Source organism: Pseudomonas onubensis, from assembly GCF_965653655.1.
In the GTDB taxonomy this organism is placed as follows: domain Bacteria; phylum Pseudomonadota; class Gammaproteobacteria; order Pseudomonadales; family Pseudomonadaceae; genus Aquipseudomonas.
The window spans coordinates 71,616-87,800 of the sequence record NZ_CBFHAZ010000008.1; the positions used below are offsets into that span (position 1 = coordinate 71,616).

General features: G+C 60.0%; 15 protein-coding genes. 4 read left to right on the forward strand and 11 right to left on the reverse strand.

The window, feature by feature from the left end; all coding sequences use genetic code 11:
• Window positions 1–18 precede the first annotated feature (18 nt).
• From radA to ACTD9P_RS04705, 3 genes are read right to left on the reverse strand one after another with little or no spacing between them, the layout of a single operon-like run.
• Complete coding sequence (gene radA / locus ACTD9P_RS04695) at window positions 19–1,386, reverse strand: DNA repair protein RadA (RefSeq protein WP_056858224.1); 1,368 nt, start codon at window positions 1,384–1,386, stop codon at window positions 19–21.
• 35 nt (window positions 1,387–1,421) lie between these two features.
• Entirely contained in the window at window positions 1,422–1,961 is a 540-nt protein-coding gene (locus ACTD9P_RS04700; RefSeq protein WP_219269353.1) for an ankyrin repeat domain-containing protein, read from the reverse strand.
• Window positions 1,962–2,019: 58 nt separating this feature from the next.
• Window positions 2,020–3,561, reverse strand: coding sequence for a catalase (locus ACTD9P_RS04705; protein ID WP_438866863.1), 1,542 nt, complete (start codon window positions 3,559–3,561; stop codon window positions 2,020–2,022).
• A 287-nt stretch (window positions 3,562–3,848) separates the two neighbouring features.
• Between ACTD9P_RS04705 and mscL the strand changes: the two genes are divergently transcribed.
• Window positions 3,849–4,265, forward strand: a complete 417-nt coding sequence (gene mscL / locus ACTD9P_RS04710; RefSeq protein ID WP_017737414.1) for a large-conductance mechanosensitive channel protein MscL — start codon at window positions 3,849–3,851, stop codon at window positions 4,263–4,265.
• Window positions 4,266–4,310: 45 nt separating this feature from the next.
• On the opposite strand, the gene ACTD9P_RS04715 is transcribed toward mscL, so the two are convergent.
• Window positions 4,311–5,087, reverse strand: a complete 777-nt coding sequence (locus tag ACTD9P_RS04715) for a ferredoxin--NADP reductase (protein ID WP_438866864.1) — start codon at window positions 5,085–5,087, stop codon at window positions 4,311–4,313.
• Between the two features lie 430 nt (window positions 5,088–5,517).
• Here ACTD9P_RS04715 and ACTD9P_RS04720 point away from each other — a divergent pair, with 430 nt between their 5' ends.
• Both ACTD9P_RS04720 and ACTD9P_RS04725 read left to right on the forward strand, forming a co-directional pair.
• Window positions 5,518–6,228, forward strand: coding sequence for a helix-turn-helix transcriptional regulator (locus tag ACTD9P_RS04720; protein ID WP_438866865.1), 711 nt, complete (start codon window positions 5,518–5,520; stop codon window positions 6,226–6,228).
• A 167-nt stretch (window positions 6,229–6,395) separates the two neighbouring features.
• Window positions 6,396–7,520, forward strand: a complete 1,125-nt coding sequence (locus tag ACTD9P_RS04725; protein WP_438866866.1) for a methyltransferase — start codon at window positions 6,396–6,398, stop codon at window positions 7,518–7,520.
• A gap of 55 nt (window positions 7,521–7,575) precedes the next feature.
• Here ACTD9P_RS04725 and ACTD9P_RS04730 read toward each other — a convergent pair whose 3' ends face one another.
• Genes ACTD9P_RS04730 through ACTD9P_RS04740 form a run of 3 tightly spaced genes read right to left on the reverse strand, consistent with a single transcriptional unit; the run spans window position 7,576 to window position 10,204 of the window.
• A complete protein-coding gene (locus tag ACTD9P_RS04730) occupies window positions 7,576–7,743 on the reverse strand; it encodes a DUF2474 domain-containing protein (RefSeq protein ID WP_010206690.1) in 168 nt (55 codons plus the stop codon).
• A 12-nt stretch (window positions 7,744–7,755) separates the two neighbouring features.
• Window positions 7,756–8,763 (reverse strand): cytochrome d ubiquinol oxidase subunit II, encoded by a 1,008-nt coding sequence (gene cydB, locus ACTD9P_RS04735; RefSeq protein ID WP_056858218.1) that lies wholly within the window; start codon window positions 8,761–8,763, stop codon window positions 7,756–7,758.
• A gap of 1 nt (window position 8,764) precedes the next feature.
• A complete protein-coding gene (locus tag ACTD9P_RS04740) occupies window positions 8,765–10,204 on the reverse strand; it encodes a cytochrome ubiquinol oxidase subunit I (RefSeq protein WP_065911132.1) in 1,440 nt (479 codons plus the stop codon).
• Window positions 10,205–10,521: 317 nt separating this feature from the next.
• On the opposite strand from ACTD9P_RS04740, the gene ACTD9P_RS04745 reads away from it, so the two are divergent.
• Window positions 10,522–11,760, forward strand: coding sequence for an MFS transporter (locus tag ACTD9P_RS04745; protein ID WP_438866867.1), 1,239 nt, complete (start codon window positions 10,522–10,524; stop codon window positions 11,758–11,760).
• Window positions 11,761–11,912: 152 nt separating this feature from the next.
• On the opposite strand, the gene ACTD9P_RS04750 is transcribed toward ACTD9P_RS04745, so the two are convergent.
• From ACTD9P_RS04750 to ACTD9P_RS04765, 4 genes are all read right to left on the reverse strand, one after another.
• Window positions 11,913–14,096 (reverse strand): xanthine dehydrogenase family protein molybdopterin-binding subunit, encoded by a 2,184-nt coding sequence (locus ACTD9P_RS04750; protein WP_438866868.1) that lies wholly within the window; start codon window positions 14,094–14,096, stop codon window positions 11,913–11,915.
• On the reverse strand, window positions 14,093–15,082 hold the full coding sequence (locus ACTD9P_RS04755; protein ID WP_438866869.1) for an FAD binding domain-containing protein: 990 nt from the start codon (window positions 15,080–15,082) through the stop codon (window positions 14,093–14,095). Before ACTD9P_RS04755 ends, ACTD9P_RS04750 begins: the two co-directional genes overlap by 4 nt.
• The gene (locus ACTD9P_RS04760) at window positions 15,079–15,588 is read right to left on the reverse strand and encodes a (2Fe-2S)-binding protein (protein WP_438866870.1); all 510 of its coding nucleotides are present in this window, start codon (window positions 15,586–15,588) and stop codon (window positions 15,079–15,081) included. The genes ACTD9P_RS04755 and ACTD9P_RS04760 overlap by 4 nt, the downstream gene beginning before the upstream one ends.
• A gap of 96 nt (window positions 15,589–15,684) precedes the next feature.
• A complete protein-coding gene (locus tag ACTD9P_RS04765; RefSeq protein ID WP_438866871.1) occupies window positions 15,685–16,128 on the reverse strand; it encodes a DUF4879 domain-containing protein in 444 nt (147 codons plus the stop codon).
• Window positions 16,129–16,185 lie beyond the last annotated feature (57 nt).

Genomic DNA, 16,185 nt, shown 5'->3' on the forward strand with positions numbered 1-16,185 from the left:
GTTTTGCAGTGTTATTGATTACTCGAACAGTGCATCCAGCGCCTGCTCAAGGCGCGTGACGCCAATAATCTTGATTCCCGGCGGCGATTCCTTCGGCATATTGCCCTTGGGCACGATCGCACGCTTGAAACCGTGCTTGGCCGCTTCCTTTAAACGCTCCTGGCCGCTCGGCACCGGGCGCACTTCGCCCGAGAGGCCGACCTCACCAAACACCAGCAAGTCATGGGGCAACGGCTTATTGCGCAGGCTGGACATCACCGCCGCCATCAGCGCCAGGTCGGAAGCGGTTTCCAGCACCTTGACCCCGCCGACCACGTTGAGGAACACGTCCTGGTCGTGGGTAGGAATGCCGCCGTGACGGTGCAACACCGCCAGCAGCATCGCCAATCGGTTCTGATCCAGGCCGAGCGTAACCCGGCGCGGGTTGGCCAAGTGGCTGTCATCCACCAGTGCCTGAACCTCCACCAGCATCGGCCGGGTGCCTTCCCACGTCGCCATCACCACACTGCCGGGGACTTCTTCCTGGGCGCGGGTCAGAAAAATCGCCGATGGGTTGGAGACTTCTTTCAAGCCTCGGTCAGTCATGGCGAACACGCCTAACTCGTTAACCGCACCAAAGCGGTTCTTCACCGCCCGCAGCAAACGCAGGCGGCCATCGGATTCGCCCTCAAAATACAGCACGGTGTCGACCATGTGCTCAAGCACGCGCGGGCCGGCCAGCGCGCCTTCCTTGGTTACGTGGCCGACCAGGAAAATCGCCGTGCCGCTCTGTTTGGCATAGCGCACCAACAGCGCCGCACTTTCACGCACCTGGGACACGCCGCCGGGTGCCGATTGCAGTTGTTCGGTAAAAATCGTCTGGATCGAGTCGATCACCATGACCTTGGGCTTTTCGATACGCGCCGTGGCGATGATGCTTTCGATGCAGGTTTCGGTCATGACCCGCAGTTGATCCTGGGGCAAGCCCAGGCGACGGGCGCGCATGGCCACTTGCTGCTGGGATTCTTCACCGGTGACGTACAACGCCGGCATGCGGCTGGCGATGCTGCACAGGGTTTGCAGCAAGATGGTCGATTTGCCGATGCCGGGGTCGCCGCCGATCAGCACCACCGAGCCGTCCACCAGCCCGCCGCCCAGTACACGGTCCAGCTCGCCGGACGCGGTGGAAAAACGCGGGATTTCTTCAACGCTGACTTCGGCCAACGTCTTGATCTGCGCCTGCTGCCCGGTCCAGCCGGCACGACCGGTGGGGGCAGCAGCGCCGCCGCTTTCGATCATGGTTTCCGTCAGGGTGTTCCATGCACCGCACTCGGTGCATTGGCCGGCCCACTTGGGAAAGGTCGCGCCGCACTCCGTGCAGCCGTACATGCGCTTGGCCTTTGCCATTTGAGAACCTCCAACCGAAAAACCGCGATGATAGCTCAGCGCGGCGCCGGGGTCCGGATTTCACCACTGGCCAAACGTGAAGCGCTGTTGCCGATCGGGTCTTCAGCGTTAAGGTCGGCTCCTTTGGCCTTTAACTCATCCAGCAACTCAACACGCTTGAACAGCCCGGCGTACATGGCGGCGGTCTGCCCGGCGCCGTTGCGCTGGTCGGGGTTGCAGTCGGTGGCGAGCAGGCGCTGGGCAATTTTCAGCTCGCCTTTGAAGATCGCGCCCATTAATGCGGTGTTACCGCGCTTGTCCTGCACACAGGCGTCGGCGCCGGCGTTGAGCAGGCGTTCCACGAACGGAGCCTGGCCGTGGTAAGCGGCAAGGATCAGCGCGGTGTACCCCTTGTCGTCCTGGGTGTTGAGGCTGTAGCCGGATTCGATGAAGGTGTTGAGCATGTCGATATCGCCACGGCGGGCGGCGTCAAAATAGTAGTCCTGCAACTGTGCCTTGAGTGCGACCGGGTCAGGTGACTCGGCATGGGCGACAAAGGCCAACATGGCCATCAGTAAACCGATAGAAATTCGCATGGTTTTTTTCTCCTGCAAGGAGTCGACGCCCGTCTGCGGGCGCCGACCGTCACCAACGTCAGTCAGTCAGTTTTTCTGCCAGCGCCTTGACGCGCGCCAGGTCGCCTTTTGCCACCTTGGTCACGCCAGTGCCGTACTCAGGGTCGGCCTTATAGAGGAACGACAGAATGATGTGCTTGCTCTCGTCGTCGGTGGTGGCCAGGGAGCCGCCGAAGTTTTCGATCAAGTCCTGACGCTCTTTGTTGCTATAGGAGCGGTACAAGTCACCGGCCTGCTTGAAGTTCTGCTCGCGCTGGATCTTCGCCTGTTGGGTGCTGCCCGACAGCGCCGACTGGCTGTAACGCGCGGCTTGCGGCTCCTCACGCGGCAACAGGCGGCTTGGCTGGTAGTTCACGCCTGTGGTGGTCTTGCCGGTGTTCATTGCGCCATCCTGGTTACCGTTGTTGACGGTGACACGGGGTGCGTTGATCGGCAGTTGCAGGGCGTTCGGCCCCAGGCGGTACATCTGCGTGTCCGCGTAGGAGAACACCCGGCCTTGCAGCAAGCGGTCTTCCGACGGCTCGATGCCCGGCACCAGGTTGGCCGGGGCCATGGCCACTTGCTCGGTTTCCTGGAAGACGTTGGCCGGGTTGCGGTTCAACACCATTTGCCCGACTTTGCGCTCGGGTATGTTCGGCCAGATCTTAGTGGCGTCCAGCGGATCGAAATCAAACTTGGCCAAGTCCTCAGGTTTTAATACCTGGACATACAAGTCCCACTTGGGGAAGTCCCCTTTATTGATATGGGTAACCAAGTCATTGGTCATATGGCTGTAGTCACGCCCCTGCACTTCGGTCACTTGCTTGGGGTCAAGGTTCTTGATGCCCTGCAGGCTCTTCCAGTGGAACTTGACGTAGTGCACTTCACCCTTGGCGTTGATCAACTTGTAGGCATGTACGCCGTTACCGTCCATTTCGCGATAACTGGCCGGCGTGCCGGAGTCAGAATACAACTCGGTGAGGGTGCGGGTGGACTCTGGAACATGGGAGAAGAAGTCAAAACGCCGCGAGTCGTCGTCGAGGTTAGTGCGCGGGTCCGGTTTGAACGCATGGACCATGTCCGGAAACTTGATGGCGTCGCGGATAAAAAACGTCGGGAAGTTATTGCCCACCAGGTCCCAGTTACCTTCGCTGGTGTAGAACTTGGTGGCGAAACCGCGTGGGTCACGCAAGGTTTCCGGGGAATGGTTGCCGTGCACCACCGCCGAAAAACGCACGAATACCGGGGTGGCTTCACCAGCCGCGAAGACTTTGGCTTTGGTCAGGTCGCTGAGGTTGTCGGTGACGGTAAAGGTGCCGTGGGCGCCGGTGCCGCGGGCGTGAACCACTCGCTCCGGGATGCGTTCGCGGTCAAAGCGCTGCAACTTCTGAATCAACTGCACGTCTTGCAGCAGTACCGGGCCATTGGCCCCGGCGGTTTGTGAATTCTGGTTGTCACCCACGGCGGCGCCGTTATCGCGGGTCAGGTTGGCAGCTTGTACCGAAAGGGATAGCAGGCTGGCAGTGACCAATCCCAGTGCGTATCGCGCGGTAACAGGCCTGCGGCTCATTGACGTGTTCATCGAGATTTCCTCTGGCTTTTTTAGTGCACATTCAGTTGTGCTTGCCAGAGGCTAGTGACCTGCGAGTCAGAAGATAAATAGAAAAACAGCACCGGGCTGATTAAGAAAAAAGTCTGGTAAGCCCCTGAAGTAGCGCGTATTTCGCGCGCGATTGGTGGCACTTTGCAAACTATTTGCGATTTAATGGGTCGATAAAAATTGACAGTGTTAAAGGTTGTGTCGAGCAAGCGGGCTACGACTGACTTACACTGACCTCCACCCTTCTCATCTGTAACAAGGAATAACCTATGGGCGTGATCAGTGAGTTCAAGGCCTTCGCGGTCAAAGGTAATGTGGTCGATATGGCCGTCGGTATCATCATCGGTGCCGCCTTCGGCAAAATCGTTTCCTCCTTTGTAGGCGACGTGGTGATGCCACCAATCGGTCTGTTGATCGGCGGTGTGGACTTCGGGGACCTGGCGATAACCCTCAAGGCTGCGCAGGGTGATGTGCCCGCCGTGGTCCTGGCTTATGGCAAGTTCATCCAGAGCGTCATCGACTTCGTGATCGTCGCCTTCGCCATCTTCATGGGCGTGAAAGCCATCAACCGCCTGAAGCGCGAAGAAGCTGTTGCGCCAAGCCTGCCACCGACGCCGACCAAGGAAGAGGTGCTGCTGGGCGAGATCCGTGATCTGCTCAAAGCACAAAACGACAAGCCGCTTTAACCCGAGTTTGCTTGGAAAAGGCGCCTGTTTCAGGCGCCTTTTTTGTTACCAGTAATTTTCTACCGCCACTTGCCCTGGACGCCGGCTGAGGCTCAGTTGCAGATCGCGCTGCTTGAGCAACTGCCGTGTGTCATCGACCATCTGCGGGTTGCCGCAGATCAGCACGCGGGAGTGCTCCGGCGTCAGTTCTACGCCGGCAGCGCGCTCCAGCTCGCCATTCGCGATCAACGTGGTGATGCGCCCGTTCAGCGCTCCAGGGTGCTGCTCACGGGTGACGATGGGAATGTAGGTGAGTTTGTGCGCGTACTCGGCCAGGTATTCGCGTTCACCCAGCGTGTTGATCAGCGACTGATACGCCAGCTCCTTGGCCTCACGGGCGCTGTAGACCAGCACGATGCGCTCGAATTTTTCCCAGACTTCGAAGTCCTGCAGCATCGACAGAAACGGTGCCACCCCGGTGCCTGTGCCCAGCAGCCACAGATCACGCCCGTCCACAAAGCGGTTCAAGGTCAGATAGCCTGTGGCCTGACGCTCCACCATCAAAGTATCGCCCACCTTCAGGCGGCTTAGTTCACTGGTGAATTCGCCACCCGGAACCACGATAGAGAAAAAATCCAGGTGTTCGTCAAACGGCGAGGACACAATGGAATAGGCGCGCCACACCGTGCTGCCGTCGGCCTTGTTCACGCCCAGGCGTACAAACTGGCCGGCGGTAAACCGAAAGCCCGGGTCTCGGGTGGTGCGCAGGGTAAACAGGCTGGGCGTCAGCGATTGCACCTCGAGCAGGGTCTGGCGGGTAAATTTCTCAGCACTGGCCGTCATGGGGGGCTCCGTTGAACAGGTGCCCTAGTGTCCCTCAAAGCCGCTGCGGGAAACACCGCTGGTTTGTACTGACATTGCCAATGCCAGCAATCACTGAGGGTTACACCAGAAGTGGTCGGATCGAAACTACCCAGTTCCAACTAATCATTTAGCTATTTCCAACCTTTCAACCGGCCATTACATGTCGCAGTGCAACTAAATAAATGCCAATTTAACATCACTGCTAACGTATTGAACCTATTAAAGTTATCCGAACCACAGAAGTATATGTACAAACGATGACTCGCTGTACAAGCATTAAACAAAAAAAATACGGGCATTCGGTAAAATTTTTTCACATCACGATCTGTAGGCTTTGTCCTACACTGATTTCCGTACCTCACTGGGAGATAGGACGTGCCCAGGCAACAACACCCATGGAGAGTTACCAATGGTTAACTGGCGCAATACAAGACTCCCCAAACTGGAAGGTGAGAACAAGATCACCACTATTTATGAGATGGTCGTCAATCACACCTATGAGCTCGGGTTCCAATACTGCTCATTCACGATGAGTTCACAACAATCAACCACTCAAACAAAACCCATTCACTTCAACAACTATCCAAACGAATGGAACAATGTTTACAAACAAGCGCATTTCTTTGATATTGATCCGGTGGTCGCCCACTGCAAAACCAGCGTGATGCCCATTGTATGGGACGAAAAAACCTTCAGCGACACACCCCACCTCTGGTCGTTGGCCCAGTCGTTTGGTGTGCACTTTGGATGGACCCAGGCGGTGCACGACTTTCAAGGCGTGTTCAGCATGCTGACCCTGGGCAGAAGCAACGGTGAAGTCAGCCCGGAAGAGCTTTACGAGAAAGCCGGCCAGGTCCTCTGGCTTTGCCACGTGATGCACGCTGCGGTGGCACAAAAATATGCCGAAAAACCGAGCGGCGCGGCGCCTTGCAAATTGACCCCACGAGAAACAGAAATTCTCAGGTGGTCGGCCATGGGCAAAACGGCGTCGGACATCGCCACGATCCTGTGCCTGTCGGAGCGTACGGTGGGCTTTCATATCAGCAGTTGCTTGAGAAAACTGGGGGTCAATAACAAGATTGCCGCTGTGCTCAGTGCCTCCAAAGCCGGTCTGTTTTAACCACTGAAGAAACACCGCATGTAATCCCATCGAAAAAAAAGTAACATTTACGGCCAATTCTGAGTGTTGATACGGCGCCTTGGTGCCGCTTCGTTGTTCACTCAGATGGTTGCGCCGGTTGCCCGTACCCGCTGCCGCCCCATCGATGACCCAGAGCTCCCCCCGCCATGCCCCTGCTTGACAGCCCCTTCGCCCAGCTCGACCTGATTCGCCAGCCAGAGCAACACAATGACCCGTTGCAGGCCTTTGATGCCGCCGACGAGTACCTGCTCAGCTACCTGGCCGAGCAGCAGCCAGGCGCTGCAACCCGTGTGCTGGTGCTCAACGACAGCTTCGGCGCCTTGGCGACCAGCCTTGAAGGCCAGGTGCAGGTCACGTCCAGCGGCGATTCGTTCCTGGCGGCTCAGGGTCTGGAAAAAAACCTGATGCGCAACGGCAAGACGTTTGATGCGGTGGCTTTCGTGCCGGCCAGCCAGGTATCGGCCGGGCCGTTCGACCGCGTGCTGATCCGCGTGCCAAAGACCTTGGCCCTTTTGGAAGAGCAGTTGATTCGCCTGCAAGGCCAACTGGCGCCCGGCGCCCAGGTAATTGCCGGGGCGATGGTCAAGCACCTGCCACGGGCGGCGGGCGAGTTGCTGGAGCGCTATATCGGCCCGATGCACGCCTCCCTCGCGGTTAAAAAGGCCCGATTGCTGATCGCCACGGTGGAAGCCCGCCCGGCTGCCGTCTCGCCCTACCCTACCCGCTACACCTTGGACGCACCGGCCATCGAACTGTTGAACCATGCCAACGTGTTCTGCCGCGAAGGCCTGGACATCGGCACCCGCGCCTTCCTCCCGCATCTGCCAAAAAACCTCGGCAGCGCGCGCGTGGCGGACCTGGGCTGCGGCAACGGCGTGCTGGCGATTGCCAGTGCCCTGCAAAACCCCGACGCACAGTACACCCTGGTGGATGAGTCCTACATGGCCGTGCAGTCGGCGGCCGAAAACTGGCAGGCTGCCTTCGGTACGCGCGATGTAAGCGTACGCGCCGCCGATGGCCTCGCCGGCCAGGAACCGCAATCCCTGGACGTGGTGCTGTGCAACCCGCCGTTCCACCAGCAACAGGTGGTCGGCGACTTCCTGGCCTGGCGCATGTTCCAGCAGGCGCGCGAAGCCCTGGTAGTGGGCGGTGCCCTTTATATCGTCGGCAACCGCCACCTGGGTTATCACAGCAAATTGGCGCGTTTGTTCCGTGGCGTTGAACAAGTAGCCGCCACGCCGAAGTTCGTCATTCTCAAAGCCCGCAAATAAAAAAGCCCTCGAGGCGAGGGCTTGAAAACCGGGCCGCAAAGCCCGGATCGGGATGTCAGTGAGTGGTCAGGCCGGCCGCATTCATGAACATGCGCATCAGGCTGGCCACGACGAACAGGGCCAGCACGCTGCCGGTCCAGATCATCGCCAGCCACCCCAGGCGCCGCCATAACGGCTGTTTCTCGGCCTGTTCAATCTCGTGTAACGAAGGTTTGCCGGACATACAACGACCCTCCTAGTGGTAGCCGTCTTCGTGGGTGACCTTGCCGCGGAACACGTAATAGCTCCAGAAGGTGTAGCCCAGAATAAATGGGATGATGAACAACGTGCCCACCAGCATGAAACCCTGGCTCTGCGGTGGAGCAGCGGCGTCCCAGATCGACACGGAAGGCGGAATAATGTTCGGCCACAGGCTGATGCCCAAGCCGCTGTAGCCGAGGAAGATCAGCACCAGCGTCAGCAGGAACGGCGTGTAGTGGGCATTACGCGCCACCGCGCGGATCAACCCGTACATGGTCACCAGCACCAAAATCGGCACCGGCAGGAACCAGAACAGGTTCGGCAGGGTGAACCAGCGTGAAGCAATTTCCGGGTGCGCCAGCGGCGTCCACAGGCTGACGATGCCGATCACCGCCAGCACCACAAAGGCCAAGGGCCGCGCCAGGTTGTGCATCTGCTCCTGCAACTTGCCTTCGGTTTTCATGATCAGCCAGGTGCAACCGAGCAAGGCATAGGCGACCACCAGTGCAACGCCGCAGAACAGGGTGAATGGCGTAAGCCAATCGAGCGAACCGCCGGCAAACTGGCGATTCACCACCGGAATGCCATCGATAAACGCCCCCAGCGCCACGCCCTGGAAGAACGTCGCGGCGATGGAGCCACCAATAAACGCCTTGTCCCACAGGTGGCGCTTGTCGTCCTTGGCCTTGAAGCGGAACTCAAAGGCCACGCCGCGGAAGATCAGCCCGATCAGCATCAGGATCAGCGGCAGGTACAACGCCGACAACACCACCGAATACGCCAGCGGGAAAGCGCCGAACAGCGCCGCGCCGCCGAGTACCAGCCAGGTTTCGTTGCCGTCCCATACCGGCGCGACGGTGTTCATCATCACATCGCGGTCGACTTTGCCGGGGATAAACGGAAAGAGGATGCCGATGCCCAGGTCGAAGCCGTCCATCACCACGTACATCATGATGCCGAAGATGATAATTACGGCCCAGATCAGCGGAAGATCAATACCCATCTCAATTCCCCTTGTGCTGGATGTGGGCGTGGTCGTCATCGCTGCCGTCATCGGCGGCGGACAACGGACGGGCCGGTGTACGTTTCTGGCCAGGGCCACCATGGGTTGGCTCGCTGCCTTCGTGGGTCTGCGGGCCTTTGCGCACCAGGCGCATCATGTAGCCCAAACCGGCGCCGAACAGCGCGAAGTACACCACCACGAACAACACCAGCGTGATGGTCATCTGCGCCAGGCTATGCCCGGATGAAGCATCCGCCGTGCGCATCAGCCCATACACCACCCACGGCTGGCGGCCGATTTCGGTGGTGAACCAACCGGCAAGAATCGCGATCAAGCCGGAAGGCCCCATCCACAATGCCAGGTACAGGAACGGCTTGGACGTGTACATCTTGTCGCCCCGGCGCAGCCAGAGGCTGAACAGACCGGTGAAGATCATCAGGAAGCCCAGGCCGACCATGACCCGGAACGACCAGAACACAATGGTCGAATTGGGGCGGTCCTCAGGCGGGAACTCCTTGAGCGCCGGCACCTGCTTGTCCAGGGAGTGGGTCAGGATCAGGCTGCCAAGGTACGGAATTTCCACCGCGTATTTGGTTTTCTCAGCCTTCATGTCGGGCCAGCCGAACAGGATCAGCGGCGTCGGCTCGTTGCCGATATTTTCCCAGTGGCCTTCAATCGCGGCGATTTTCGCCGGTTGGTGCTTCAAGGTGTTGAGGCCATGGAAGTCACCAATCACCGCCTGGATAGGCGCCACAATCAAGGCCATCCACATCGCCATCGACAGCATGGTGCGGATCGCCGGGTTGTCCTTGCCGCGCAACAAGTGCCAGGCCGCCGAAGAACCGACGAAGAACGCCGTGGCGACAAAGGCCGCTGTAGCCATGTGCATCAGGCGGTAGGGGAACGACGGGTTGAAGATCACCGCCAACCAGTCGGTAGGAATCACCCGGCCGTCGATAATTTCAAAGCCTTGGGGCGTCTGCATCCAGCTGTTGGACGCGAGAATCCAGAAGGTCGAAATCAGCGTACCGACGGCCACCATCACCGTGGCAAAAAAATGCAGCTTGCGCCCCACCTTGTTCCAGCCGAACAACATCACCCCGAGGAAACCCGCCTCAAGGAAGAAGGCCGTGAGCACTTCGTAGGTCAGAAGCGGCCCGGTAACGGCGCCGGCGAAGTCCGAAAAGCGGCTCCAGTTGGTACCAAACTGGTAAGCCATGACCAGGCCCGAAACCACCCCCATGCCGAAGTTGACGGCAAAGATCTTCGACCAGAAATGGTAGAGGTCACGGTAGGTATCGTTGTGGGTCTTGAGCCACAAGCCTTCCAGCACCGCAAGGTAGCTGGCCAGGCCGATGGTAATCGCCGGGAACAGGATGTGAAACGAGATGGTGAACGCGAATTGAATTCGGGCGAGATCTAGCGCCTCCAAACCGAACATAAGTCTTCCTCTGTCAGGTAATACCGGCTGCTGGCGGGAGCCTGCACCCACTGCCCCCACGGATATGGAGTGTGGCGAATTTCAATTCGTTTCTTTTTTTACCCATCACGTAGGGATTCTGGCCTTTCGGCCGCCAGAACAATCCCGGGGCCGGTTTTGATCTGGATCAAGCATTGCTCAAAGAGTAGTCCCATTTTGGCTGTAGGACGGCGTGGTCTTTTGCCGCGTGACAGCTTGCCTCAGCTCAGTTCTTGCAACTATTTGTTACAGCTTGATGCTAATCTGCCCGCTCCCTCTGCTCCTGACCTGACTTCCCGATGCCTAGTGAACCTGCGTTGCTGTTGCGTCACCACCGCCCTTTCATCGCGTTCTGGCTGGCGCGGATCTTTACCGCAAGCGGTTTCCAGATGCTCACCGTGGCCATCGGCTGGAACCTCTACCAACTGACCGGCAATGTGCTGGACCTGGGTTTGGTCGGCCTGGTGGAGTTCATCCCACGGGTGCTGTTCATGTTGCACACAGGCCACGTGGCCGATCGTTATGAGCGGCGCAAGGTCGCTGCCATCTGCCAGACCGTGCAGGCATTGATTGCCCTGTCTCTGGCCATTGGCGGGCTGACCGGCAACGTGACCCGCGAGATGATCTTTATCCTCGCGTTCCTGCTTGGCGCTGCGCGCTCGTTTGAAATGCCCACCACCCAGGCGCTGTTGCCCAGTATCGTGCCCAGCGCGCTGTTCCCACGGGCCGTAGCCTCGTCGCAGTCGGCCCAGCAACTGGCCACCATTGTCGCGCCGGCGTTGGGCGGCTTGCTCTATGCGTTTGGCAGCGTGTGGGTGTATGGCCCAACCGTGGCGCTGTACCTGATCGCCTGCGTGCTGACCCTTAACCTGCCCGCACGCCAGACGCCGCTGAACAAGGCCAAGGCAACCATGGACTCGCTGCTGGCCGGGATCCGCTTCATTCGCAGCCGCCCGGATATCCTTGGCGCCATCTCGTTGGACCTGTTCGCCGTGCTGCTGGGCGGTGCAACCGCATTGCTGCCAGTGTTCGCCAAGGACATCCTGCTGACCGGCGCCTGGGGCCTGGGCCTGCTGCGTTCGGCGCCGGCGGTGGGCGCGTTGTTGATGTCGCTGTGGCTGGCGAGGTTCTCGGTGGACCGGCAGGTCGGGCGCGTGATGTTTACCGCCGTCGGTGTGTTTGGCGTGGCAACCATCGCATTCGGCCTGTCGACTTCGTTCTGGTTTTCGCTGGCCGTGCTGGTAGTGCTGGGCGCGGCGGACATGATCAGCATGGTGATCCGCGCTTCGTTCGTGCAACTGGAAACCCCGGATGAAATGCGCGGGCGCGTCAGTGCGGTCAACGGCCTGTTTATCGGCGCATCCAACCAACTGGGCGAGTTTGAATCGGGGATTACCGCCCACTGGTTCGGCACGGTGCCTGCCGTGGTCATGGGCGGGATCGGTACGCTGTTGGTGACGGGGGTGTGGATAAAGCTGTTTCCGACCCTGGCGAACCGCGATCGGATGCATGTGCCGGTGGAAGAAACCAAGGCCTGAGGCACCGGTGAACCGGATGTTGAAATGCAGTCAATGTGGGAGCGGGCTTGCTCGCGAATGCAGTGTGTCAGTCACTGAATGTGTATCTGACACGCCGTATTCGCGAGCAAGCCCGCTCCCACATTTTGACCTTCTGTGGCTTGGAGACCGGGTTACAGCACCTTATCCAGGGTGATAGGAAACTCCCGCACCCGCTTGCCGGTGGCATGGTAGATCGCATTCGCCACCGCTGCCGCGACCCCGACAATGCCGATTTCTCCCACGCCCTTGGAGCCCAGGGCGTTGACGATTTCGTCGTGTTCGTCGACAAAAATCACCTCAATGTCGCCGATGTCGGCATTTACCGGGATGTGGTACTCGGCCAGGCTGTGGTTCATGTAGCGCCCCAGGTGATGATCGATCTGGGTTTCTTCATGCAGGGCCATGCCGATGCCCCAGACCACGCCGCCGAGGATCTGGCTGCGGGCCATCTTCGGGTTGACCACCCGCCCGGCGGCAATGGCGCTGACCACCCGACGCACCTTGATCGTGCCCAGGTCTTCGTCTACCTGAACCTCGACAAACACTGCCGAATGGGTCGCGGTCGCATAACCTTCACGCTTTTTGTCCGGCTGGCTGTCAACCTGAACGGCCAACGCCTCTTCGCCACTGTCCTTGACCAGTTGTGCCAAGGACACACTCACATCACCGGTGTGCAACTGGCCGTCTTCAAAACGCACCGATTCAACCTCTTTGAACACTGGGTAAGTCTGCCGGGCAATCGCCAGCAGCTTGGCGTTCAGCGCCTCGCAGGCTTGCTGCACCGCAGTGCCGACGGACGACACGGTAAACGAGCCGCCCTGTAACGGCGCCGTGGGTAACGACGAGTCGCCAAGCAGAAAACGCACATCGGCCATCGCCACACCACTGGTTTGCGCGGCAATCTGGGTCATCACCGTGTAGGTGCCCGTGCCGATATCAGTGGTGGCGCTGCTGACCGTCAATTGGCCTTGGGCATCCAACTGCGCCTTGGCGCTGGCCTTCATCTGCATGGCCTCCCATACACCACCGGCCATGCCCCAGCCGATCAACTGGTTGCCATCACGCATGCTGCGCGGCTCGGGGTTGCGCTGGCTCCAGCCGAAGCGCTCGGCGCCTTCGCGGTAACACTCGCGCAGGGCTTTGCTCGACCAGGGTTTGTCTTCGTTCTGGTTGCGCTCGGCGTAGTTGATCAGCCGCAGTTGCACAGGGTCCATCCCAAGGGCGCAGGCCAGTTCATCCATCGCACATTCCAGACCGATCACACCCAGCGCAGCGCCCGGCGCACGCATGTCCATCGGCGTATACACGTCCAGAGGCACCAGTTTGTAGGTCAGTTGCACATTGTCGCAGTGGTAAAGCATGCCGCTCCATTCCACCACATGTTCGCTGAAATCTTCGAAGCGCGAGGTCTGGCCAATCGCAGTGTGGCCCAACGCCAACAGGCGTCCATTGGCGGCAGCGCCCAGCTGCAAACGCTGCAGGGTGCGCGGGCGGTAGCCAAAGGTGAACATCTGTTGACGGGTCAAGGTGACGCGCACCGAACGCTTGAGCGCCAGCGCGGCCATCACCGCCAACGGCAATTGATATTGCGGGCGCAGGCCCGAGCCAAAGGCACCGCCGACAAACGCGGCGAAGATCCTTACCTGGCTTTTATCCAGGCCAAAGACTTTTTGCACATAGGCCTGGCAGTTCTGCGGGCCTTGGGTCTTGTCGTGGATATGCAGGGTGCCGTCCGGCTGATACAGCACGGTGCTGGCGTGGGGTTCCATCGGGTTGTGGTGCTCGATGGGCGTGCTGTAGTGCATATCCAGGCTGACGGCGGCAGCGGCCCACTCGGCCTGGAAGTTGCCCCGTGGCTTGGGCGGCGTTTGCGGCGAGGGGTGCGCCTGCTCCTGCAGGGCAACCAAGTCGGTTGCAAACGCCTCGCTCGCGTATTCGACCTCGACCAGCGAGGCAGCGTGCCGCGCCAGTTCAAGGTTGTCAGCGATCACCAAGGCCAGGGGTTGGCCGCTATACAGTACGCGGTCGTTATACAGCGGGCGAAACGGCGAGCCGTCGGCTGCATCGGCATCGGCGAAGGCCTCATCGTAGCTGGCGAGTTTGGGGCGGTTCAGATGATCTAGCACCTTGATCACGCCCGGCAGCGCCAGGGCTTTGGACGCGTCGACCCGGAGGACCCGGCCCTTGGCAATCGTGCTTGAGACGACACTGCCATGCAGCAAGTCGTTGCCTGGAAACTCACCGGCATAACGCGCCTGGCCGGTGACCTTGAGCAGACCGTCAACACGGTCCAGGGGTTTGCCGACGGCGGTCATGGGCGTTCTCCTGCGACAGCAGCGTCGCTCAGGGCACGGATAATTGCGCGGCGTGCCAACTTGATCTTGAAGCTGTTGTGTTCCAAGGGTTCTGCGTCTTGCAGCAGGGCGTCAGCGGCCTGGCTGAAGGTTTCACGGCTGACCGTTTGCCCGATCAGGGCGGCTTCCACAGCGCGATCGCGCCAGGGTTTGTGGGCCACACCGCCAAGGGCCAGGCGCGCATCGACGATGGTGTCGCCTTGCAGTTCCAGCGCGGCGGCAACGGAGACCAGCGCGAAGGCGTAGGACGCACGGTCGCGGATCTTCAGGTAGTGGCTATGGCTGGCGAGACGGTCAGGCGGCAGTTCGATGGCGGTAATCAGCTCATCGTCGGCCAGCAGGTTGTCGCGCTCGGGCGTATCGCCCGGCAAGCGATGAAAATCAGCAAACTCGATTACCCGCGCGCCGCCACGTCCTTCTACATGCACCCGCGCCTGCAGCGCTGCGAGGGCGACGCACATGTCCGAGGGATGGGTGGCCACGCAGTGTTCGCTGGCGCCGAGGATCGCATGGATGCGGTTCAACCCGGTGCGCGCCGGGCAGCCGCTGCCAGGTTCACGCTTATTGCACGGCACGCTGGCATCATAAAAATAGTAGCAACGGGTACGTTGCAGCAGGTTGCCGCCGGTACTGGCCATGTTGCGCAACTGCGGCGAGGCACCCGCCAGGATGGCCTGGGACAGCAATGGGTAGCGCGCCTCGATCAACGGGTGCCAGGCCAGGTCGGCATTGCTGACCAACGCGCCGATCATCACCCCGCCGTCGGCGGTCGCTTCTACGCCTTTGAGCGCCAAGCCGGTGATGTCGATCAGGTGTTCGGGGCGGCTGATGTTTTCTTTCATCAGGTCCAGCAGGTTGGTGCCTCCTGCGATAAACCGCGACGTCGCGCTGCTCAAGTGCACGGCTTCATGCACATCGGCCGGCTTGCTGTACTGGAAGGGGTTCATTGGTCACCTCCCAGCACGACGTCTTCAATGGCATCGCGAATATTGCTGTAGGCCCCGCAGCGGCACAGGTTGCCGCTCATCAGCTCCTTGATTTGCGCCGTGTCATGGGCGCGGCCCTCATTGGCCAGGCCGACGGCGGAGCAAATTTGCCCCGGTGTGCAGTAGCCGCACTGGAACGCGTCACGCTGGATAAAAGCCTGCTGCATCGGGTGTAACTGGTCGCCGTCGGCCAAGCCCTCGATGGTGGTCAATTCGGCACCGTCGCACATCACCGCCAGGGTCAGGCAGGCGTTGATACGCTTGCCATCGCGCAACACCGTGCAGGCGCCGCATTGGCCGTGGTCGCAGCCTTTTTTGCTACCCACCAGATCCAGCTGTTCGCGCAGCAGGTCCAGCAAGGTGGTCCAGGGCAACACCTGCAACTGGCGGTCTTGGCCATTCAGGGTCAGGCGTATCGGGTGGCTGACGAACGGTTGGGTCGTCGCGCCATTAGGGGTCGCGCTCATAAACACCTCACGGGTTGGTGCACATCCGCGGCGTTCAGGAAAGTCGCCGTCTTAGGGCTACGACTTCCCGGGGTAGTGAGCGTTCAAGGGGATTGATCAGAGGATGTTGAATTCGAGCTTCAAGGTGTTTTGCGCGCCATTGATCGAGATATTGCTGAATTCGAACCAACCTTGGGCCTGGACATTCAGGTCAAACACATAGATGTAGCCCATCACAGTGCCTGCGCCGTTACAGACTTCGCTGATGTTGCCCACCTGACAGACCGGCGTGCGTTGCCCATTCAATTCGGCGCCATTGAAGCGCCCCATCGGGCTTTTGCCCAGGCCGACCTCCATCACCGAGACCTTGGTCGGCCCACGATGAGTACACATCTGGGTGGTCGTCACATATGTGGGGATGGTTTCCGTGCAACGCGCCGACTCGACCTTGAACACCCGCACCTCGCTCAACGGCGGTGCAGCCGCGCCCCACGCCGGTGCCACAAGCCCCAGGCCGATTGCGGCGAACAGAGCTAGACTGCTGGCGTTGGCTTTTTTCATGCTGAGAACGACCCTGTATTTAACGTCGGCGCAGTATGCCTCAAGGCCAGAGTCGAG

Excerpts from the sequence above, each read along its gene's own strand:
- radA (WP_056858224.1), bottom strand. The coding sequence starts at position 1,386 with ATGGCAAAGGCCAAGCGCATGTACGGCTGCACGGAGTGCGGCGCGACC.
- ACTD9P_RS04700 (WP_219269353.1), bottom strand. The coding sequence starts at position 1,961 with ATGCGAATTTCTATCGGTTTACTGATGGCCATGTTGGCCTTTGTCGCC.
- ACTD9P_RS04705 (WP_438866863.1), bottom strand. The coding sequence starts at position 3,561 with ATGAACACGTCAATGAGCCGCAGGCCTGTTACCGCGCGATACGCACTG.
- mscL (WP_017737414.1), top strand. The coding sequence starts at position 3,849 with ATGGGCGTGATCAGTGAGTTCAAGGCCTTCGCGGTCAAAGGTAATGTG.
- ACTD9P_RS04715 (WP_438866864.1), bottom strand. The coding sequence starts at position 5,087 with ATGACGGCCAGTGCTGAGAAATTTACCCGCCAGACCCTGCTCGAGGTG.
- ACTD9P_RS04720 (WP_438866865.1), top strand. The coding sequence starts at position 5,518 with ATGGTTAACTGGCGCAATACAAGACTCCCCAAACTGGAAGGTGAGAAC.
- ACTD9P_RS04725 (WP_438866866.1), top strand. The coding sequence starts at position 6,396 with ATGCCCCTGCTTGACAGCCCCTTCGCCCAGCTCGACCTGATTCGCCAG.
- ACTD9P_RS04730 (WP_010206690.1), bottom strand. The coding sequence starts at position 7,743 with ATGTCCGGCAAACCTTCGTTACACGAGATTGAACAGGCCGAGAAACAG.
- cydB (WP_056858218.1), bottom strand. The coding sequence starts at position 8,763 with ATGGGTATTGATCTTCCGCTGATCTGGGCCGTAATTATCATCTTCGGC.
- ACTD9P_RS04740 (WP_065911132.1), bottom strand. The coding sequence starts at position 10,204 with ATGTTCGGTTTGGAGGCGCTAGATCTCGCCCGAATTCAATTCGCGTTC.
- ACTD9P_RS04745 (WP_438866867.1), top strand. The coding sequence starts at position 10,522 with ATGCCTAGTGAACCTGCGTTGCTGTTGCGTCACCACCGCCCTTTCATC.
- ACTD9P_RS04750 (WP_438866868.1), bottom strand. The coding sequence starts at position 14,096 with ATGACCGCCGTCGGCAAACCCCTGGACCGTGTTGACGGTCTGCTCAAG.
- ACTD9P_RS04755 (WP_438866869.1), bottom strand. The coding sequence starts at position 15,082 with ATGAACCCCTTCCAGTACAGCAAGCCGGCCGATGTGCATGAAGCCGTG.
- ACTD9P_RS04760 (WP_438866870.1), bottom strand. The coding sequence starts at position 15,588 with ATGAGCGCGACCCCTAATGGCGCGACGACCCAACCGTTCGTCAGCCAC.
- ACTD9P_RS04765 (WP_438866871.1), bottom strand. The coding sequence starts at position 16,128 with ATGAAAAAAGCCAACGCCAGCAGTCTAGCTCTGTTCGCCGCAATCGGC.